The sequence below is a fragment of the Kribbella sp. NPDC048928 genome (genome assembly GCF_043197975.1).
Classification (GTDB): domain Bacteria; phylum Actinomycetota; class Actinomycetes; order Propionibacteriales; family Kribbellaceae; genus Kribbella.
Genome location: NZ_JBICUC010000002.1, coordinates 1,294,008 through 1,313,355 on the forward strand (window position 1 = coordinate 1,294,008; position 19,348 = coordinate 1,313,355).

The following is a 19,348-nucleotide window of genomic DNA, read 5'->3' on the forward strand; positions in this document are numbered from 1 at the left end:
CCGCGCCGTGCCGTGCCCGCGCCGTGCCGTGCCCGCCCCGTGCCGTGCCCGCCCCGTGCCGTGCCCGCGCCGTGCCGTGCCCGCCCCCCGTGCCGCCCCGTGCTGTGCCGCCGGTGGTTAGACGGGTGGATATCCCGTCGCGTTGGGGGTTCTCTGTTGGTGTGCGAGGGGAGGACGCTCAACAGCGGTGGATAACCTCGGCGGGGTCGGCAGGGGTCGGCAGGGGTCGGCAGGGGTCGGCGGGGGTCGGCGGGGCGGGCCGAGCGGCGCCGAGGAGGTGGGTCAGGTGGGTCAGGTGGTGGCGATGGTTTGCATTAGGCCGGGTTGGTAGGAGCCGCCTAGCTGGTTGAGGGTTACTGCCATGCGGTTGGTGGCGTTGATCATCGCGATCAGTGTGACCAGGGCGATCAGCTGGTCCTCGGTGTAGTACTTCGAGGCGCGCGCCCAGGTCTCGTCGGAGACACCCTCGGAGGCGTCGGCCAGCCGGGTCGCCTCCTCGGTGAGCGCCAGTGCGGCCTGCTCCTCCTCGGTGAAGACCGTCGAGTGCCGCCAGCCCGCGACCAGGTTCAGCCGGGTCGCGGTCTCGCCCTCGGCCGCCGCCTCCTTGGAATGGATGTCGATGCAGTTCCCACAGCCATTGATCTGGCTGGCGCGCAGCATCACCAGGTTCTGCGTAGCGGTCGGCAGGGAGGCCTCTTGCAGCAGCGCGTGAACGGCGTACAGACGCTTGGCCAGCTTGGTGCCGAACGCGTTCTGCATCAGATCGATACGGGGCTCCATCGTCTTCGTCCTTACTTGTGGGATCTACTGGACGAACACGAGATGCCCCTGGTCCGGTCGACGTGACGACCCCGGGACGTGACGAGCGCCATACTGACCGGGTTGTCACAGGAACCGGACGACCGGCATCTGATGGGGGACACCTGTGCGGACAAGGAGCAGCCCATGACCGGTACCGACCGAGCCACCGAGGCTTTCGTTGCCCATCGCAACCTGTTGTTCACGGTCGCGTACGAACTCCTGGGCTCCGCGGCCGACGCCGAGGACGTACTGCAGGAGACCTGGCTGCGCTGGGTCACGGTCGACCTGGACACGATCCAGGACCCCCGCGCCTACCTGGTACGGATCGCCAGCCGGCAGGCCCTGCAGCGGCTCCGCACCCTGGGACGCCGCAAGGAGTCGTACGTCGGCCCGTGGCTGCCCGAACCGCTGCTCACCGCACCCGACGTCGCCGACGACGTCGAACTCGCGGACAGCGTCTCGATGGCGATGCTGCTCGTCCTCGAAACCCTCAGACCCACCGAACGCGCCGTGTTCGTGCTCCGTGAGGTCTTCGGCCTCGAGTACGACGAGATCGCCGCGGCGGTCGACAAGAAGCCGGACGCGGTACGCCAGATCGCGCATCGGGCGCGCTCGCACGTCGCGGCCCGGCGCCCGCGCGGCCCGGTTTCCGTGGACGAGACCCGGGATGCCCTGGAGGCATTCCAGCGGGCCGTGAACACCGGCGACATCCAAGGGCTCGTGGACATCCTCGCGCCGGACGTCGTGTTCCTCGGCGACGGTGGCGGCGTGGTCCAGGCCCTCCCACGCCCCGTCGTCGGTGCCGACAAGGTGGCCCGCCTGCTCGCCATCGCCGTCGAACACCTCGCCGAAGGCTCGCTCGAGCTGACCCAGATCAACGGCCGGCCCGCCTTCCTCCTCCGCTTCACCGAAGAGGTCGACAGCGTCACCGTCCTGCACGTCGAGAACGGCAAGATCGCCGGCTTCTACGCCGTCCGCAACCCCGCCAAACTCTCCTCCCTGACCAACCCGAGAACCCTCACCCGCTGACCCCCAGCCGCCGGGCGGGTGCGGGGGTGGCGTGTGGGACTGTTTGCGCATGTCCTTTCTGTCGCAGTTGCGGCGTGCGTGGGTCACCATCCAGGTCCCTGGCACGACCTCGGAGCGGATCCCTGCCACCTATGTCGAGTACCCGTCCGACGGACTCCCGCCGGTGCCCGCAGACATTGCGAGCCTCGACTGGCTACGGCAGGCAACGCGCCACCCCGAGGACTACCTGGCGCGTGCCGCCGAGGCTGCTTCCGGCGATCTCTCGGCGAAGACCGTTGCCGACCTACTCGGAGCTGGAACGTCCCTGCCCGACGACTTCACGCAGTTCCTCGCCGACGGGCTGCGTGATCGGCTGCGAAGCGCCACCGACTCGTACTTCGACCTCGGCGACTCGACAGTTGCTGTGGACGGTGGTCGTCTGCTGCACCTCATCTCCGACTCGCAATGGACCTATCACTGGCTGCTGTACCTCGGTGACGACGGCAGCTCGGCCGTCGTCGGCTCCGGCTTTCCGGCCGGCTTCTCCCTCGAGCCCGAGGAGGCTGCGGGGTACCGCGAGGAGGACCGGGAGTACGTCGTGGTCGCCGACTCGTTCTCCGAGTTCGTCTGGCGCTGGTGGATGGACAACGACGTCTTCTACCGAACCGAGGTCGAACACATCGCCTTGACCCCGAGCCAGCAGACCTACGTCACCCGCTACGGGCACCCGGCGAAACTGTCCTGACCGGACCGGCTCCTGACTGGCTGCTACTGGCCGAGGCGGGTGGATTCGGGGACGGGGGTCAGCGGGGCGCCGGACTCCAGATAGTGGGTGACGTTCTGAACGACGAGGTTGGCCATGGCGGCTCGGGTGGGTTGGGTGGCGGAGCCCACGTGGGGCAAGAGGACGGTGTTGGGGAGGGTGAGGAGGTCGGGGTGGACCTTCGGTTCGTGTTCGAAGACGTCGAGGCCGGCTGCCTGGATCGTGTTGGTGCGCAGGGCGTCAACGAGGGCCTGTTCGTCGACGACGGTGCCGCGGGCGACGTTGATCAGGATGCCGTCGGGGCCGAGCGCCTTGAGCACCTCGGCGTCCACGAGGTGACGGGTGCTGTCGCCGCCGGGGATCACGATCATCAGGATGTCGACGGCGGCGGCCAGCTCGAGCAGTGACGGATAGTACTGATAGGCGACGTCCTTCGGGCTGCGGTTGTGGTAGGCAGCGGAGATCCCGAACGGCTGCACGCGATCCGCGATCGCCTGGCCGATCCGGCCGAGGCCGAGGATGCCCATCCGGCGGCCGTGCATGGTTGCGCGGGTCAACGGATACGACCCGTCGGTCCACTTGCCGTCGCGGAGGAACCGCTCGGCCTGACCGAGCTCGCGGATCGTCATCAGCAGCAGGCCGAGCGCGGTGTCGGCGACCTCGTCGTCCAGCACGCCGGGCGTGTTCGTGACCAGTACGCCGCGCTCGGCCGCGGCCGCCGCGTCGATGCGGTCGTACCCGACGCCGAAGCTGGCGACCAGCCGGACGGCGGGGAACTGGTCGAGCCACGGGCCGTCGATCGCCGTGCCGCCGGTGGCGACGGCGACGATCTCGTCGCGGCGGGCCGCGAGCACGGCGCCCGGATCGCTCTCCTCCCAGAGCCGGATCAGCTCACAGTGACCGTCCAACCCGGCGGCGACGGCTTCATGCATCGGTCCTGGCATCAGCACGACTGGTAGTCCCATGCCTTCATCCTTGTCGACGACCGCGGCCCGGACCAGGAACTGAACCAGCATTTCTCAGGCCCTGGACAGGAACCGAACCGGAACTTTCACCGCGGCTTCGGCCACCGGACCCTGTTGCCGCACCGGTTCGAGCGACGACCATCAGGACGGGAGGCCACCATGATCATCGACTGCGCTTACTACCGGGACGGGCGCCGCCAGCACGTCGACGCGATGTCGGTCGCCGAAGCCGCCGCGAGCTGCCGGGCCGGCGGGTTCGTCTGGCTGGGGATGTTCGAACCCACGCTCGAGGAGCTCACCGAGGTCCGGGAGAACTTCGGCCTGCACGAGCTGGCCGTCGAGGATGCGCAAACGTTCCACCTCCGCCCCAAGGTCGAGCCGTACGAGGGCGACATCCGCCTGGTCATCCTGCGCACCGCCCGGTACGACGAGGAACGTGAGGAGGTCGACTTCGGCGAGGTCAGCGTGTTCGTCGGCCCATCGTTCGTGATCACCGTCCGGCAAGGCGTGGCGAGCGACCTGCACGGCGCCCGGATCCGTCTCGAGCAGCGCTCCGAACTCCTCGAGTGCGGCACCAGTTCGGTCCTCTGGGCGATCCTCGACCAGGTCGTCGACGGGTACGGACCGGTCGTCGCCGAGCTCGAGCGCGACATCGAGGAGGTCGAGCGGACCGTGTTCGCCGGCTCGGTGGCGCCGACGGAGCGGATCTACTTCCTGCGCCGCGAGGTGACCGACTTCTACCGCGCCGTCCACCCGCTGCTCGCCGTCCTCGCGACGCTCGAACGCGACGCCCGCGACACCGCGCTCCTCCCGTACTTCCGCGACGTCCACGACCACCTGGTCCTGGTGAACGAGGAGGTCGCGGCACAACGTGACCTGCTCGCCACCGTGCTCGAGGCGAACATGGCGGTGATCGGCGTCGAGCAGACCAAGGTCAGCGTCCGGCAGAACGCGACGATCGAACAGCTCACGATCCTCGCGACGATCTTCCTCCCCCTGACCTTCGTCACCGGCTTCTTCGGGCAGAACTTCGCCTGGCTGGTGGACCGCATCGGTGCCGAGTGGGACTTCCTGGTACTGGGCATCGGCGGGCTCGTCGTACCGTGCATCGCGCTCCTGGTCTGGTTCCGCCGGCAACGCAACGCCAGACAAGCGGCTCGGTAATAGCGGTCATCACCCGTCCGCTACGCCGCCCATGCTGGACTCATGACAGCAACCCTGCATGCGTACCTCGGTTACCGCGACGCCACAGCCGCACTCCGCTGGCTGGAGAAGGCCTTCGGTTTCGAAACCACGATGGAGGTCCCGGACGGCAACGGCGGCGTCATGCATGCCGAGGTCCGGTACGGCGACACGTCCTTCACGTTGTTCACGGACAACGACGGGTACGACCGCCCGGGGCGCAACGGGGAAACCGTCGGGCACGGCCTGTACTTCGCTTTCGAGACCCCGGCGGAGGTCGACGCCATCTATGCGAGGGCTTCCGCCGCAGGGGCGGAGGTTGTCTGGAGGCCGGAGCTGTCGGAGTGGGGCAACTACCGCTGCCGCGTCGCCGACCCCGAAGGCTATGAGTGGACCTTCGGTACCTACCGCCCTGGCCTCCAGACGTTGAGCTAGGGCGTGTCTCCCAATCCCCCGCCTACTGCGGGGCACTCGGCACGGCACCTCGCCCCCGCGCGCCGAGCTACCTCGCCGAGCACCTCCTCGCTACGGCGCGGGATTGGGAGGCACGCCCTAGACCTTCCAGCCGCCGAGGTTGAGGTCGGCGACGACGATCGGCTGACCGGTTGCGAGTGACTCGTTCGCTGCGATGCCGACCGCGACCGCGCGGACGCCGTCGTGGACGTCGGCGGCGCGACCGAGCGGGTCGTTGCCGGGACCAACGAACAGGTCGTCGTACAGCAGTTTGTCGCCGCCGCCGTGGCCGCCCTCGCCGCGCGGGATCTCGACCTCGACCGCGGTGGCCCAGTGCTTCTGCAGGACGAGCCGCTCACCGTTCGTACGGACGTCGCCGGCGATCACGCGGTCCGACGGGTAGCTCGGGTCGATCTGGTCGTCGACGACCGCAGCCCGCTCGATCACTTCCAGTTCGACGCGGCCCAGTGTGCCATTCACCGAGACGCGGTACCCCTCCCACGGCGAGTGCGCGTTCAGCGAGTAGCTCAGCCGCGCGCCGTTCGCGTACTCCGCGATCACGGACATGTTGTCCTCGATCGTGATGCCCGGCGCGAACACGTCCTGGTCGCGGAGGTACCCGTCGTACTGCTCGCTCTCGTAGTACAGCTGCCGGTTCGTGTCGTCGGTCCGCAGGTCGAGCAGCCACGGGTCGTTGGCCGAACCATCGATCGTGCCACGCGCCGGACGCTCGCCGAGCCCGCGGGCCGCTGCGTTGTCGGAGCCGTAGAACGCCAGCCCGCCGGAGGCGAACACGCGGGTCGGCTGCGACGCGATCCACCAGTTCACCAGGTCGAAGTGGTGGGACGCCTTGTGGATCAGCAGACCGCCCGAGTTCTTCTTCTCGCGGTGCCAGCGCCGGAAGTAGTCCGCGCCGTGCCGGGTGTCGAGCACCCACTGGAACTCGACGCTCGTGACCTGCCCGATCTCGCCGTCCTGGATGACCTGGCGCAGCGCGCTGTTCCGCGGCGAGTAGCGGTAGTTGAACGTGACCACCACGGACTTGCCGGACTCGTTCATCGCGTCGACGATCTGCCGGGTGCCCTCGGCGTTGATGGTCAGCGGCTTCTCGACGATCACGTCGGCACCGGCGCGCAGCAGCCGCGACACCACCGACGCGTGCGTGTAGTCGGGGCTGGTCACCACCACCCGGTCGACGGACTGCTCCTTGACCATCCGCTCCAGGTCATCGGCGCCGTACTGCGGCAGCTCACTGCCGCCGAGCCCGGCGACGAACCGCTGGTGGAACGCGAGCCGGCCCTGGTTCGGGTCCAGCAGTGCGACGAGCTCGGCCTCCTCGGGATGTGCCTGGAAGATCGCGCGGATGTACGACTGCGCACGCGATCCGGTTCCAGCGACTGCATAGCGTCTGGCCACGGCGGGCTCCTCTTTCTACTCGTGTAGATCGATTACGCTAGCAATCGCTTTCCAGCCCGGTCAACCGTCGTACCATCTCTGCATGCCGAAGGATCCGGTCACCCGTAACGACGTGGCGGACTACGCCGGGGTCAGTACCGCCGTGGTCAGCTATGTGGTGAACGAGGGCCCGCGGAAGGTCGCGCCGGAGACCCGCGACCGGGTGCTGGAAGCGATCCGCGTGCTCGGCTACCGGCCGAACGCGACCGCCCGCGCGCTCCGGATGGGCACCACGCGGACGTTCGGGCTGATCACTCCGGACGGCGGCAACCCGCTGTTCGCGGAGCTCGCGAAGGCGATCGACCGCGAGGCCGCGGCGCGCGGGTACGTCGTGCTGCAGACCAGCGCCGACGGCGACCCGGAGACCGAGAACGCGAAGATCACCGAACTCGTCGCCCGCCAGGTGAGTGGCCTGCTGCTGGTCGCGCCGACCGCCGACCCGGCGCTGGACGACGTCGAGGTGCCGGTGATCGCGATCAACCGGGTGCTGCCGGCGACCAGTTCGGTGCGACCGGCGTACCGCGAGGGTGCCCGGCGCGGCGTCGAGCACCTGATCTCGCACGGCCATCGCCGGATCGGCCTGGTGATCGGCGGCGCGGGGCATCCCGAGCGCGAGCTCGGCTGGCGCGACGCGCTCGCCGCGGCCGGTCTCCCGGAAGGCCCGATCGCCCGGACCACGTTTTCCCGCGGGGGCGGGTATCGGGCCGGGCAGACCTTGCTGCACAACGAGCCGACGGCGATCTTCGCCAGCTCCGACCTGCAGGCGATCGGTGTCCTGAGAGCACTGCACGAGGCGGGTGCGCGAGTGCCCGAGGACGTCGCGCTGGTCGCCTTCGACGGCACGCGCGAGACGGAGTACACCTGGCCGCCCATGACCGTCGTACGCCAACCGGTCGAGGAGCTGGCCCGCGAGGCCGTCAGCCGGCTGATCGAAGGCGAGGACTCGACAGAGGCCCTGACCGTCCCGACCGAGCTCGTCCTGCGCAGGTCCTGCGGCTGTTAAAGGGTCCCGACGTCCTCGAAGATCAGTGCCGTCCGGGTGGCGAGTACCTCGGGGATCGCCTGGAGCTTCTCGAGGACGAGCCGGCGGAGGCCTTCGTTGTCGGCCACGCGGACGAGCAGGATCGCGTCGAAGTCGCCGCCGACCAGCGCCATGTGCTTGATCTCGGGGATCGCCTGGAGCTGTTTGCGGAGTGACCGCCACGAGCTCTGCCGCAGACTCAGGGTGACGTACGCCGACGTACCCAGACCGAGTTTGAGCGGGTCGACGGTGACCGTGAAGCCGGTGATCACGCCGGTGCTCGTGAGGCGTTCGACGCGGGCGTACGCGTTCGCGCGGGAGATGTGCACCTCGTCGGCGAGCGCCCGGATCGAGAGTCGTCCGTCGCGCCCGAGCGCCTCGATGATCAGCCGATCGACCTCGTCGAGCGCCGGGGCCACGACAATCTGTCCAGGACCGGCCCGGTGGACGATCATCTCGTCGGACATTCGTACGACCTCCCAGCCCTGAGCGCCAGCCAAACGTCTCTCAATTGTTCCAGCTATAGAACAACTTGGCCAGAAGGTACGACGATGTGGCTACCGTCCGTCTCCTGCGCTGGAGGGTTCATGACCACCGTCTCGGAGCAGCAGTTGCTCCCCTCCGCGGAACCCGTCTGTCTGATCGATCAGTTCGGTGTACCGCACGAAAACCCGTCGTACGAGCTGCCTGCCGACCAGGCCCTCGTCGACGGTTACACACAGTTGATCAGGGCCCGCCGCTTCAACGAGCAGGCGAGCACGCTGGTTCGCCAGGGACGGCTCGCGGTCTACCCGTCGTCGTTCGGGCAGGAGGCGTGCCAGATCGCGGCCACGATGGTGCTGCGCGAGGGCGACTGGCTGTTCCCGACGTACCGCGACTCGGCCGCGATCGTCAGCCGCGGCGTCGACCCGATCGAGACGCTGACGCTGCTCCGCGGCGACTGGCACTCCGGCTACGACCCGTACAAGCACAAGGTCGCGCCGCAGTCCACCCCGCTCGCGACGCAACTCCCGCACGCGGTCGGCGTCGCGCACGCGGCCCGGCTCAAGGGTGAGGACACGGTCGTGATGGCGCTCGTCGGCGACGGCGGCACCAGCGAGGGCGACTTCCACGAGGCGCTCAACTTCGCTGCGGTGTTCCAGGCGCCGGTCGTGTTCTTCGTGCAGAACAACGAATATGCGATCTCGGTGCCGCTGGCCAGGCAGAGTGCCGCGCCATCCCTTGCCCACAAGGGCATTGGGTACGGCATACCGGGCGAGCGTACCGACGGCAACGACCTCGCCGGCCTTCTCGCCGTACTCGGACGAGCCGTTGAGAAGGCCCGCGCCGGCGAAGGGCCCCAGCTGATCGAGGCGCACACGTACCGCGTCCAGGCGCACACCAACGCTGACGACGCGACCCGGTACCGCGAGGACGCCGAGGTCACGCCCTGGCTCGACCGCGACCCGATCGACCGCCTTGCGACGTACCTCGGAGGGCTGGGCCGGCTGAACGACGACGTGAAGCAGCGCGCCGAGGCCGGCGCCGTACAGATCGCCACGCAGTTGCGGGACGGCCTGATGCCGGAGCCTGAGGTGGACCCGGCCGACCTGTTCGCCTATCTGTACGCCGAGGAGACGCAGCAACTGCGCGAGCAGGCTGCGTTCCTCCGTGACGAGCTGGGGCGGGAGTCATGACGCACACGAAGATCTCGATGGCGCAGGCGCTGAACCAGGCGCTCCGCGACGCGATGGCGGCCGACGAGTCCGTGGTGATGTTCGGCGAGGACGTCGGCGCGCTCGGCGGCGTCTTCCGGATCACCGATGGACTGACCGCCGAATTCGGCGACAAGCGCTGCTACGACACGCCGTTGGCCGAGGCGGGCATCGTCGGCATGGCGGTCGGGATGGCGATGAACGGGATGCGTCCCGTGGTCGAGATGCAGTTCGACGCGTTCGGGTACCCGGCGTTCGAGCAGGTCGTCTCGCACGTCGCCAAGATGCGCAACCGGACCCGTGGACGAGTCCAGCTGCCGATGGTGATCCGGATCCCGTACGGCGGCGGCATCGGCGGCGTCGAGCACCACAGCGACTCGTCGGAGAGCTACTACGCGCACACGCCCGGCCTGACCGTGGTGACGCCGGCGACGGTCGCGGACGCGTACGCACTGTTGCGCAAGGCAATCGAATTTCCGGATCCGGTCGTGTTCATGGAGCCGAAGAAGCTCTACTGGGCCAAGGAAGAGGTCGATCTCACCGAGTCGCAGCCGGGGATCGGTACGGCTGTCGTACGGCGGGAAGGCGCGGACGCGACGCTGATCGCGTACGGTCCCGCGGTGCCGGTCGCGCTCGAGGCCGCCGAGGTTGCCGCGACCGAGGGGCGACAGCTGACGGTTGTTGATCTGCGGTCGGTGGTGCCGTTCGACGACGAGACGGTGTGCGCTGCGGTTCGGCGTACCGGACGTGCGGTCGTGGTGGCCGAGGCGAGCGGGTTCGCCAGCGTGTCGTCGGAGATCGTTGCCCGGGTCACCGAAAAGTGCTTCCACTCGCTGGCCGCGCCGGTCCGGCGGGTGACCGCGTTCGACATTCCGTTCCCGCCGCCGAAGCTGGAGAAGTACCAGCTGCCGAGCGTGGACCGGATCCTGGACGCGGTCGACGACCTGCAGTGGGAGGACTCATGAGCGAGCGCAGCGAGCTCATCACCAAGCACAGCAACACGTTTCTGCTCCCGGACCTCGGTGAAGGGCTGACCGAGGCGGAGATCGTGCGGTGGCTGGTGAAGGTCGGTGACGTGGTTGCCGTCGACACCCCGATCGCGGAGGTCGAGACGGCGAAGTCGATCGTCGAGCTCCCGTCGCCGTACGCGGGCGTGATCGAGGAACTGCACGGCGAGCCCGGCACCACGGTCCCGGTCGGCAAGCCGCTGATCACGGTCGGCGACCCCGCTGCGGCGGCCTATCGCGAGGAGGAGCAGGCGGGGTCGGGCAACGTGCTCGTCGGCTACGGGACGACCGACACCGCCGGCGCAGGACGCCGCCGCCGTCCGCGCAACGTCTCGGACGCTAGCGGTGCTACTGAAGCGAGCGGTGCTACCGGAGCGAGCGGTGCTACTGAAGCGAGCGGTGCTACTGGGGCGAGCGGTGCTACTGAAGCGAGCAGTGCTACAGAAGCGAGCAGTGCTACAGAAGCGAGCAGTGCTACAGAAGCGAGCAGTGCTACTAGGGCGAGCGGTGCTACTCAAGCGAGCGGCGCTCTTGGGGCGAGCCGTCTTTCCGGAACAAATGGGGCGGCTGCTGCAACAAAGGTTCCGGAAAGCGCGGTTCCGTTGGTTGTTTCGCCGCTGGTGCGGCGGTTGGCGCGGGATGCGGGCGTGGATCTGAAGACGATCGACGGATCGGGCGAGGGCGGGCTGATCGTTCGGCGCGATGTCGAGCAGGTGATTGCGAACCGCTTCGAGCCGAAGGCCGAGCCGGTCGCCTCGCGGACGGGTCTACACGAGTTGCGGCGTACGCCGATGAGTGGGTTCCGGAAGGCGGTCGTGGCCACGCTGACCCGGAGCCGTGCGGAGATCCCCGAGGCGACGACCTGGGTCGATGTCGACGCGACCCCGCTCATGGAGCTCCGCGAATCGCTGCGTTCGGCCACGGACCAGGGACCGGGTCTACTCGCGTTGATGGCTCGCTTCACGGTCGCCGGCCTGTTGAAGTACCCGGAGCTCAACGGGTACGTCGACACCGAGCGCGAGGAACTCGTCCAGTACGACGGCGTGAACCTCGGACTTGCTGCGCAGACCGACCGCGGCCTCGTCGTACCGGCGGTCGGTAATGCGCACACGCTGACCGCTCGCGGCCTGGACGCGGAGATTCGCCGGCTGACGGCGTCGGCGCGGGACGGCAAGCTGACCCAGCAGGAGCTGACGTCGGGCACGTTCACGCTGAACAACTACGGCAGCTTCGGTGTCGACGGCAGTGCGGCGATCATCAACCACCCACAGGTCGCGATCCTCGGTGTCGGCCGGATCATCGACCGGCCGTGGGTGGTGGACGGCGAGATCGCGGTCCGGAAGCTCACCCAACTGTCGCTCGTCTTCGACCATCGGGTCTGCGACGGCGGCACCGCGGCAGCTTTCCTCCGCTTCGTCGCGGATGCGTTCGAGAACCCGGCGTCTGCCTTCGCGGACCTCTAGGGCGTTTCACCCATTCCCACGCCGCGGGATCGGGAGACACGCCCTAACGGTTCAGGAGATCTGGCGGGGGCGGAGGCCTACGAGGATGACGCGGAGACCGGAGGCGAAGCGTGCCTCCGGTCCGGCGGTGCTCTCGCGGTTGAGGTACGCCGCCAGGTGCGTGGCGTCGACGCCCATCAGTTGCGCGGACTTCGACGCCCAGCGTCGCTCGTTCATCCCGCTGCGCCGGACCACCGAGAGCCACGCGGAGTCGGTCACCGCCGAGCCGACCAGATAGTGGAAGATCGCGGACACCGCCGAGTCCAGGTGCGTGCCCTTGAAGGCGGCGTCGTTGAGAATCGTCTGCAGCCGATCGGTCAGCGCCTGGTAGTTCGGCCCGAGACCGGCGTGCGTCGGGAGTAGCTGCGCCGCCCACGGGTGCTTCCACATCGCCCGATACGCCGCCTGCGCGACCGCCGTCACCTGCGCGCGCCAGTCGCCACCCGCGCGACCATCCGTGCGCACCGGCGCATCGCCCACCAACGGGTCGCTGTCTGATGCATCTGCCAGTGCGTCGCCCAGGATCGTGTCGACGACGAGCTCGAGCAGGTCGTTCTTGGTCGCGATCCGCCAGTACAGCGCCGACGTCGCCGCGGTGCCCAGCTCGGTCGCCATCGCCCGCATCGAGAACGTGTCCAGGCCGTCGCGGTCGAGCACCCGGATCGCGGCCGCGACGATGTCCTCCCTGCTCAGCCGGTTCCTGGTCGGCTCCGGCTCGTCCCGCAGCCACACCGATCCGAGCAGCGTCCGACGATCCGCTTCGCGCACTGAAACAGTGTGTCACATCCGAGAACACCGTTTCACGACCAAAGTCGAGCAGTCCGCGACCTCGGTACGACGACGTGGCCGGCGTACCGGCGAAGACTCGGCGGCATGAACCTCAACCGCGCGCAGTTCCTCACCCTCGGAGCGATCACGGCCGCAGGAGCGACGACGAGCATCACGACGGCCGAAGCCACACCGGCCGGCGCGAAGCGGAGCACTCTCACGCTCAAGGGCGTCGCCTACGACACGGGCGGAGGTGACGAGGACAGCCGGGCGCGCTGGCGTACCGCCATCATGCGCGGCGAGATCCACGCGATCCGGCACCGCCTGCACGCGACCTGGGTCAGCATCTACGGCAGCGACGTACGCCGCCTGATCGACACCGCGACCGCCGCGCTGGAGGAGGGGCTCGCGGTCTCGATCCAGCCGAGATCGTTCGACGAGCCGCAGGCGGCGGAGCTCGAGAAGCTGCGTCGCGTCGCGCTCGAGGCGGAGCGGTTGCGGCGCCGGTACGACCACGAGGTGATCCTGGTCGTCGGCTGCGAGTTCATGCTGTTCACGCCCGGGATCGTGCCGGGTGCGGACTTCTACGAGCGGGTCGAGTACCTGACCGAGGGCGACTTCGACCTGGCCGAGTTGCAGCGCAGGTTCCGCGCGTTCACCGCCAAGACGGTGAAGGTTGCCCGGAGCAACTTCAAGGGCCGGGTCACGTACGGCGCGGCGTCGGATCTCGAGCAGGTGGACTGGTCGATCTTCGACATCGTCGGGCTGGACTACTACTCGTACCACGACCGGCATGCCGACCACGCGCAGGAGCTCGCGCCGTTCCGCCGCTGGAACAAGCCGATCCTGATCCTGGAATTCGGCTGCTGTACGTTCACCGGCGCGGCGGAGCTGGGCGGGATGGGGTGGGACGTCGTCGACTACAGCGGCGACGTCCCGGTGATCCCGCCGCAGTACGTCCGCAACGAGCAGGAGCAGGCGGACCACCTGACCGACATGCTGCACGTGTTCAGCGAGCAGGGCTTCCTGGGAGCATCGCCGTACACCTTCATCTCACCGGACGCACCGCACCGGCCGTGGGACCGCCCGCACGACGAGGACATGGCGGCGTTCAGTCTGTGCAAGGTCCTCCGGTACGACAACGCCAACCCGGCGTCGCCGTACCGCTGGCTGCCGAAGAAGTCCTTCGACGCGGTGGCGCAGTTCTACGCGTAGGGCGTGTCTCCTGATCCCACCGTCCTAGGCGACGGGGAGGGCGTCCGTGTACCTCGACGCTGCTGTCTGGTGGCGGTCCAGCAAGCCCGAGGTCAGTGCGACGAGCAGACCGGCGACAGCCAGTGCGGCACCGACCCAGTTGGGCGCGGTGTAGCCGAGGCCGCGCTCGATGGTCAGTCCGCCGAGGTATGCGCCGACGGCGTTGCCGAGGTTGAACGCGGCGATGTTGGCGGCGGACGCCAGCGCGGGAGCACCCTGTGCCTTGTCCATGACGCGTTTCTGCAGTGGTGCGACCGTGGCGAAGCCGGCAGCGCCGAACAGCGCGATCGTCACCGCCGATGGCACCTTTGCGTGCGCCGTGAAGACAAAGACGACCAGTACGGCGGCCAGCAGCGTCAGGATCAGGTACAGACTCGGCATCAGTGAGCGGTCTGCTGCCTTACCGCCCAGCAGGTTGCCGACTACGAGCCCACCGCCGAACAGTACGAGCAGCCAGGTCACCGCGCCGGCTGAGAAGCCGGCTACCTCGGTCATCATCGGGGCGATGTACGTGAACGACGCGAACACCCCAGCGAACCCCAGTGCGGTCATGGCAAGCGCCAGCCACACCTGCAGGCTCTTGAACACCGCCAGCTCGCTGCGCAGACCAGGACCTTCGGTAGAACTCTGCCGTGGCACAAGCACCACAATGCCGAGCAGCCCGACCACACCGAGCGCAGTCACCGCCCAGAACGTCGACCGCCATCCGAAGTGCTGGCCGAGCGCGGTCCCGCCCGGTACGCCGAGTACGTTCGCGATCGTCAGCCCGGTGAACATCAGTGCGATCGCACTCGCTTGCTTCGCTTTGGGAACCAGCGAGGCCGCCACGACCGACCCGACGCCGAAGAACGCGCCGTGCGACAGTGCCGCGACGATCCGTCCGGTCATCAGCACGCCGTACGTCGGAGCGAGTGCGGAGACCAGGTTGCCGGCGATGAAGACGCCCATCAGCGCGATCAGCACGGTCTTGCGGGAGACCTTCGATCCGATCGCGGTGAGCAGCGGGGCGCCAACCACGACGCCCAGCGCATAGCCGGAGATGAGCAGGCCGGCGGACGGGATGCTGACCCCGAAGTCCGTCGCGACCTCGGGCAGCAGGCCCATGATGACGAACTCGGTGGTCCCGATCCCGAACGCTCCGATAGCCAGAGCCAGCAAGGCTGCGGGCATGACGCGAACTCTCCTTGAATGTAATCTGGCGATTGTTACCGGCGTGCGCGATAGTTGCACACGCGGGCTATTGCACAAGCGCTATGATTGCGCATGCAAGCGTGATGTTCAAGTGGAGGTCTCGTGGGACTACCGGATGACGCCGCCGAGGCGCGGGCGCAGGGGTGGCGTACCCTGGCGGCGCTGCATGCCCGCATCGAGGACGAGCTGGAGCGTGCCCTGCAGAAGGAGCACGGCCTCTCGGTGAGCGAGTACAGCGTGCTGGACGTGCTGGCGCGCCAGGACGACTACCACCTGCGGATGAACCAGCTGTCGAACGCCGTGGTGCTCAGTCAGTCGGCCACTACACGTCTGGTGAACCGGCTGGAGGACCGCAAGCTGCTCCAGCGGTACCTGTGCCCGACGGACCGCCGGGGTATCTACACGGAGGTCACCGAGGCCGGCCGCGACCTGCTCGAGCAGGCTCAGCCGACACACGGCGCCGTACTGGCGTCCGCACTGGAGAAGGCCGCCGAGCTACCTGAGCTGTCCCCGCTGGTGAACGCGCTGGGGAAGCTCCCGCTGGCGGTGTGACATGGCCCGGCAGTACGACAACCGCAAGCTGTACGTCCTGTTGATGGGCAGCTGCGTCACGCTGATCATCCTGGCCTGGTTCGTCGTACGGCTGTTCTCGATCCCCGCAGCCGTTGCCATGAGCGCGGTCGCTGCAGTACTGCCCCCGGCCGCCGTCATCGTGGCCAACTGGGGTCACGACAAGCGCTGATCTGGGTCCCCGGGCGTGGGGTCGAGGTACAGGTGCCGAATGTCCGGGTGCCGGCGGCGTACCTCGACGTCGATCTTCTCGGCGAGTTGCTCGATCGCGGCGCCGGTCGTACCGGAGTCGATGAGGTCAACGGTCGCGACGACCAGCACCTGGTCCGGCGCGAGCCGCAGACTGAGCAGGTCAAGGACTTCCACGATGCCGGGCTCCGCGGTGATGATCGCGCGGATCTCGCGCTGCGTTCCGTCCGGCAGGGCGCGCCCGATCAGCATCGCCTTGTTGTCGCGACCGAGCGTGAATGCGACGACGATCAACAGCGCGCCGATGGCGATGGACGCGACACCGTCCCAGATGTGCTCGCCGGTGACGACCGCGAGCGTGACGCCCGCGGCCGCGATCAGGAGGCCGATCAAGGCCGCGGAGTCCTCGAAGGCCACGGTCTTCACGGCGGGCTCGGCGTTCCGCAGCTGCGTCAGAACGGGTACGCCGGCGTCTCGGGCCTCCCGCCGGAGCTGCAGCACCGCGCGTAGCCAGGACGTTCCCTCGAACAGGAACGAAATCCCGAGGACCGGGTAGATCACCGTCAGCGCCGCGATCGGTTGGGGGTCGAGGATCGAGCGCAGACCTTCGGTGATCGAGAAGCCGGCGCCGAGGACGAGGATGCCGACCGCGGCGAGCAGCGACCAGAAGTACCGCTCCATCCCGTAGCCGAACGGATGTCGTGCATCGGCAGGTTTGCGGCTGCGGTGCAGTGCGGTCAGGAGGAACGCCTGGTTGAGCGTGTCCGCCACCGAATGCGCCGCCTCCGCGAGCAGCGCCGTCGATCCGGACAGCAGGCCAGCGACGATCTTGGCGATCGCGATCGCCAGGTTCGCCGTACCGGCCAGCAGGACTGTGCCGTCCGACTCTTCTTCAGCCATCCCCATCGCGTGCCCGCAGCCCGGCGGACCGAAACAGTACGTCGATGAACGCGGCGGCCAGCGGGTCAGGGGTGCTCCGCGTGTACGCCGTGAGTATGCGACGTACGGCGGGTTCCGGCCGGAGTACGTGCCCGTCGAAGTCATTCGGGAGGATGTTGTCCGGGACGAGAGCGGGGCCCAGGCCGGCCGCGGCGAGCGCGGGGGCTGCGGCGGTCTGTTCGGTCCGTACGGCGATGTGTGGTTCGAATCCGGCCTGTGCGCACGCGCTGTCGAGGACGTCGGCGAGACCGTGGCCGGGAGCGTAGTGGACCCAGGAACGGTCGGCCAGGTCGTGCAGCTTCACGGTGTCCCCGGTCGCGGCGGGATCGTCGGCGGCGACCACTACGACGAGCTCCTCGGTGCCGAGGAGGCGGGCGACGCCGGACCAGTTCGCGGGCTGCGGGCCGACCGCGAGATCGGCCTGGCCCGCGTTCATCGCGTCCACCAGTTCGTCGGTGTGGCGGTGCTCGAACAGGCGGATGCCGACGTTCGGACGGGTCTGGCGCCACTCGCGCAGTGCGGCCGGGAGAACGCCCAAGGTGATGGAGTAGAGCGTCGCGATCTGCAGCTCGCCGACTTCGAGACCGGCGGCCTGCCGTGCGGCGCAATGGGCTCGCTCCGCATCGGCCAGGGTCGCGCGGGCGTGCGGGAGCATGGCGCGTCCGGTCGGGGTGAGGCGCACGCTGCGCGGGAGGCGTTCGAGCAGCGGGCCGCCGGCGGAGCGTTCGAGCGTACGGATCTGATGGGACAGCGCGGGCTGCGTGACGTGCAGGAGCTCGGCGGCCTTCGTGAAGGAGCCTTCGCCGACCACGGTCACGAAGTACTCGAGCTGTCGGAGCGTTGCCATGAATTGAGTTTATGGCTTGGGTGAAAACTATGCCTTGGTTTTATTCGCGCAGGTCAGCAAGGCTGTGGACATGGAGAACGTGGCTTTGGTCGTCGGCGCCCGCGGAGTGATCGGGACGAATCTGGTCGAGCATCTGGCGGGTCTGCCGGACTGGCGAGTCATCGGGCTGTCGCGCCGCGGCGGCACCGACATCCCCGGCCGGGTCCGGCACGTCGCCGTCGATCTGCTCGATCCGGACGACACCCGCAAGCAGTTGTCCGGGCTGAGCGACGTGACGCATGTCTTCTACGTGGCGTACCAGGACCGGCCGACGTGGGCCGAACTGGTCGCCCCGAACCTCGCGATGCTGGTCAACGTCGTCGAGGCGATCGAGCCGATCGCGCGCGGGCTGCGGCATGTCAGCCTGATGCAGGGCTACAAGGTGTACGGCGCGCATCTCGGGCCGTTCAAGACGCCGGCGCGCGAGGACGACCCGCCGCACCTGCCGCCGGAGTTCAACGTCGATCAGCAGCGGTTCCTGGAGGAACGCCAGCAGGGGAAGTCGTGGACGTGGTCGGCGCTGCGCCCGTCTGTGGTTGGCGGCGCGGCCCTGGGGAACCCGATGAACCTCGCGGTCGCGATCGCTGTGTACGCCTCGCTGTCGAAGGAACTCGGCGTACCCCTGCGGTTCCCAGGCAAGCCTGGCGCGTACCACTCGTTGCTGGAACTGACCGATGCCGGATTGTTGGCCGAGGCAACGGTCTGGGCGGCGACCGCGCCGGCGGCGGCGAACCAGGCGTTCAACATCACGAACGGCGACCTGTTCCGGTGGAGCGAGCTGTGGCCCCGGTTGGCGAACTGGTTCGGGCTGGAGGCCGCGCCGCCGTTGCAGCTGTCGTTGCAGGACGCGATGGCCGACAAGGAGCCGGTGTGGAAGCAGCTTCAGGCGACGCACGACCTCGCGCCCACCTCGTTCGCCGAGGTGTCGTCGTGGCCGTTCGCGGACTTCGTTTTCGGCTGGGACTACGACTTCTTCGCCGACGCGTCGAAGTCGCGCCGAGCCGGTTTCCACACCTACGTCGACACCGAGCAGATGTTCTACCGGATCTTCGCCGACCTGCGACAGCGACGCATCATTCCCTGAATGTGGCATGCTCCGGGCTGTGACTGCGATGGGTGCGGGGAAACTGCTCGGGACCAACCTGCGCGCGCGGCGCGACGAGCAGGGGATCTCGCTGTCCGAGCTGGCCCGGCGGTCCGGGATCGCGAAGGGCACGCTGTCCCAGCTGGAGTCCGGCGCGGGCAACCCGACGATTGAAACAGTGTTCAGTTTGTCGAACGCTCTCGGTGTCCCGGTGTCGGCGCTGCTCGCCGAGTCTCAGGCCTCCGACGTGGTGCTGGTCCGGTCCGCTGACGTCGACGTACTGTCCGGTGACGCGATCGACCTGCGGATGCTCCGGCGGCTCGAGCACCCCGGCGGGCTGTTCGAGATCTACAACCAGGAGATCCGGCCGGACGCGGTCCAGCACTCCGACGGGCACCCGGGGACCGAGCACCACATCGTCCTGTCCGGATGCCTGCGAATCAATGCCCATGGGCAGAACGAGGAACTGCGGCCGGGCGACTACCTGGCGTTCCGGGCGGCCGGGGTGCATTCGTACGAGGCGCTGGACGGGCCGGTGCGGTCGGTGCTGCTGCTCGAGTACCCGCCGGATGTGTACCCGGCGGCGGCTGGCGGGCCGCATCTGCCTGGATAGTTC

Annotated in this window: 21 protein-coding genes; 13 read left to right on the plus strand and 8 right to left on the minus strand. The window is 68.5% G+C overall.

What is annotated here, in order from left to right; translation table 11 throughout:
* Nucleotides 1-291: 291 nt before the first annotated feature.
* Nucleotides 292-780, minus strand: coding sequence for a carboxymuconolactone decarboxylase family protein (locus ACGFI6_RS13240; protein ID WP_393117997.1), 489 nt, complete (start codon nt 778-780; stop codon nt 292-294).
* A 165-nt stretch (nt 781-945) separates the two neighbouring features.
* Here ACGFI6_RS13240 and ACGFI6_RS13245 point away from each other — a divergent pair, with 165 nt between their 5' ends.
* Nucleotides 946-1,830, plus strand: a complete 885-nt coding sequence (locus ACGFI6_RS13245; protein ID WP_393117999.1) for an RNA polymerase sigma-70 factor — start codon at nt 946-948, stop codon at nt 1,828-1,830.
* Between the two features lie 49 nt (nt 1,831-1,879).
* The gene (locus ACGFI6_RS13250) at nt 1,880-2,554 is read left to right on the plus strand and encodes a hypothetical protein (RefSeq protein ID WP_393118000.1); all 675 of its coding nucleotides are present in this window, start codon (nt 1,880-1,882) and stop codon (nt 2,552-2,554) included.
* Between the two features lie 23 nt (nt 2,555-2,577).
* On the opposite strand, the gene ACGFI6_RS13255 is transcribed toward ACGFI6_RS13250, so the two are convergent.
* Nucleotides 2,578-3,537 (minus strand): 2-hydroxyacid dehydrogenase, encoded by a 960-nt coding sequence (locus tag ACGFI6_RS13255; protein WP_393118002.1) that lies wholly within the window; start codon nt 3,535-3,537, stop codon nt 2,578-2,580.
* Nucleotides 3,538-3,696: 159 nt separating this feature from the next.
* On the opposite strand from ACGFI6_RS13255, the gene ACGFI6_RS13260 reads away from it, so the two are divergent.
* Together ACGFI6_RS13260 and ACGFI6_RS13265 are read left to right on the plus strand one after the other, a co-directional pair.
* A complete protein-coding gene (locus ACGFI6_RS13260) occupies nt 3,697-4,701 on the plus strand; it encodes a magnesium and cobalt transport protein CorA (RefSeq protein ID WP_393118004.1) in 1,005 nt (334 codons plus the stop codon).
* A gap of 42 nt (nt 4,702-4,743) precedes the next feature.
* Nucleotides 4,744-5,154: a VOC family protein gene (locus tag ACGFI6_RS13265; RefSeq protein WP_393118006.1), complete on the plus strand. Its 411-nt coding sequence runs from the start codon at nt 4,744-4,746 to the stop codon at nt 5,152-5,154.
* 117 nt (nt 5,155-5,271) lie between these two features.
* On the opposite strand, the gene ACGFI6_RS13270 is transcribed toward ACGFI6_RS13265, so the two are convergent.
* A complete protein-coding gene (locus ACGFI6_RS13270; RefSeq protein WP_393118008.1) occupies nt 5,272-6,588 on the minus strand; it encodes a Gfo/Idh/MocA family protein in 1,317 nt (438 codons plus the stop codon).
* Between the two features lie 82 nt (nt 6,589-6,670).
* Between ACGFI6_RS13270 and ACGFI6_RS13275 the strand changes: the two genes are divergently transcribed.
* Nucleotides 6,671-7,630, plus strand: a complete 960-nt coding sequence (locus tag ACGFI6_RS13275; RefSeq protein WP_393118010.1) for a LacI family DNA-binding transcriptional regulator — start codon at nt 6,671-6,673, stop codon at nt 7,628-7,630.
* Here ACGFI6_RS13275 and ACGFI6_RS13280 read toward each other — a convergent pair.
* Entirely contained in the window at nt 7,627-8,115 is a 489-nt protein-coding gene (locus ACGFI6_RS13280; RefSeq protein WP_393118012.1) for an Lrp/AsnC family transcriptional regulator, read from the minus strand. The genes ACGFI6_RS13275 and ACGFI6_RS13280 overlap by 4 nt on opposite strands.
* 120 nt (nt 8,116-8,235) lie before the next feature.
* Here ACGFI6_RS13280 and ACGFI6_RS13285 point away from each other — a divergent pair, with 120 nt between their 5' ends.
* The 3 genes from ACGFI6_RS13285 to ACGFI6_RS13295 are packed head-to-tail and all read left to right on the plus strand — an operon-like array spanning nt 8,236 to nt 11,812.
* Nucleotides 8,236-9,324 (plus strand): thiamine pyrophosphate-dependent dehydrogenase E1 component subunit alpha, encoded by a 1,089-nt coding sequence (locus tag ACGFI6_RS13285; protein ID WP_393118014.1) that lies wholly within the window; start codon nt 8,236-8,238, stop codon nt 9,322-9,324.
* Complete coding sequence (locus ACGFI6_RS13290) at nt 9,321-10,307, plus strand: alpha-ketoacid dehydrogenase subunit beta (protein ID WP_393118016.1); 987 nt, start codon at nt 9,321-9,323, stop codon at nt 10,305-10,307. The genes ACGFI6_RS13285 and ACGFI6_RS13290 overlap by 4 nt, the downstream gene beginning before the upstream one ends.
* Entirely contained in the window at nt 10,304-11,812 is a 1,509-nt protein-coding gene (locus ACGFI6_RS13295) for a dihydrolipoamide acetyltransferase family protein (protein WP_393118018.1), read from the plus strand. Before ACGFI6_RS13290 ends, ACGFI6_RS13295 begins: the two co-directional genes overlap by 4 nt.
* A 51-nt stretch (nt 11,813-11,863) precedes the next feature.
* On the opposite strand, the gene ACGFI6_RS13300 is transcribed toward ACGFI6_RS13295, so the two are convergent.
* Complete coding sequence (locus ACGFI6_RS13300; RefSeq protein WP_393118020.1) at nt 11,864-12,619, minus strand: TetR/AcrR family transcriptional regulator; 756 nt, start codon at nt 12,617-12,619, stop codon at nt 11,864-11,866.
* Nucleotides 12,620-12,724: 105 nt separating this feature from the next.
* Here ACGFI6_RS13300 and ACGFI6_RS13305 point away from each other — a divergent pair, with 105 nt between their 5' ends.
* Nucleotides 12,725-13,834, plus strand: a complete 1,110-nt coding sequence (locus tag ACGFI6_RS13305) for a hypothetical protein (protein ID WP_393118022.1) — start codon at nt 12,725-12,727, stop codon at nt 13,832-13,834.
* A gap of 24 nt (nt 13,835-13,858) precedes the next feature.
* Here the strand turns inward: ACGFI6_RS13305 and ACGFI6_RS13310 are convergent, their stop codons facing one another.
* The gene (locus ACGFI6_RS13310; protein WP_393118023.1) at nt 13,859-15,043 is read right to left on the minus strand and encodes an MFS transporter; all 1,185 of its coding nucleotides are present in this window, start codon (nt 15,041-15,043) and stop codon (nt 13,859-13,861) included.
* A 123-nt stretch (nt 15,044-15,166) separates the two neighbouring features.
* Between ACGFI6_RS13310 and ACGFI6_RS13315 the strand changes: the two genes are divergently transcribed.
* Both ACGFI6_RS13315 and ACGFI6_RS13320 read left to right on the plus strand, forming a co-directional pair.
* On the plus strand, nt 15,167-15,616 hold the full coding sequence (locus tag ACGFI6_RS13315) for a MarR family winged helix-turn-helix transcriptional regulator (RefSeq protein WP_393118025.1): 450 nt from the start codon (nt 15,167-15,169) through the stop codon (nt 15,614-15,616).
* A gap of 1 nt (nt 15,617) precedes the next feature.
* Nucleotides 15,618-15,806 carry a DUF3099 domain-containing protein gene (locus tag ACGFI6_RS13320; RefSeq protein ID WP_393118027.1) on the plus strand — a complete coding sequence of 63 codons (189 nt, stop codon included), beginning with the start codon at nt 15,618-15,620 and terminating at the stop codon, nt 15,804-15,806.
* Here the strand turns inward: ACGFI6_RS13320 and ACGFI6_RS13325 are convergent.
* Both ACGFI6_RS13325 and ACGFI6_RS13330 read right to left on the minus strand, forming a co-directional pair.
* Complete coding sequence (locus ACGFI6_RS13325) at nt 15,791-16,723, minus strand: cation diffusion facilitator family transporter (protein ID WP_393118029.1); 933 nt, start codon at nt 16,721-16,723, stop codon at nt 15,791-15,793. The genes ACGFI6_RS13320 and ACGFI6_RS13325 overlap by 16 nt on opposite strands.
* Entirely contained in the window at nt 16,716-17,609 is an 894-nt protein-coding gene (locus tag ACGFI6_RS13330; RefSeq protein ID WP_393118031.1) for a LysR substrate-binding domain-containing protein, read from the minus strand. The genes ACGFI6_RS13325 and ACGFI6_RS13330 overlap by 8 nt, the downstream gene beginning before the upstream one ends.
* 16 nt (nt 17,610-17,625) lie before the next feature.
* Between ACGFI6_RS13330 and ACGFI6_RS13335 the strand changes: the two genes are divergently transcribed.
* Nucleotides 17,626-18,732 (plus strand): SDR family oxidoreductase, encoded by a 1,107-nt coding sequence (locus tag ACGFI6_RS13335; RefSeq protein ID WP_393118033.1) that lies wholly within the window; start codon nt 17,626-17,628, stop codon nt 18,730-18,732.
* A gap of 28 nt (nt 18,733-18,760) precedes the next feature.
* Nucleotides 18,761-19,345 carry a helix-turn-helix domain-containing protein gene (locus tag ACGFI6_RS13340; RefSeq protein ID WP_393118126.1) on the plus strand — a complete coding sequence of 195 codons (585 nt, stop codon included), beginning with the start codon at nt 18,761-18,763 and terminating at the stop codon, nt 19,343-19,345.
* Nucleotides 19,346-19,348: the final 3 nt, after the last annotated feature.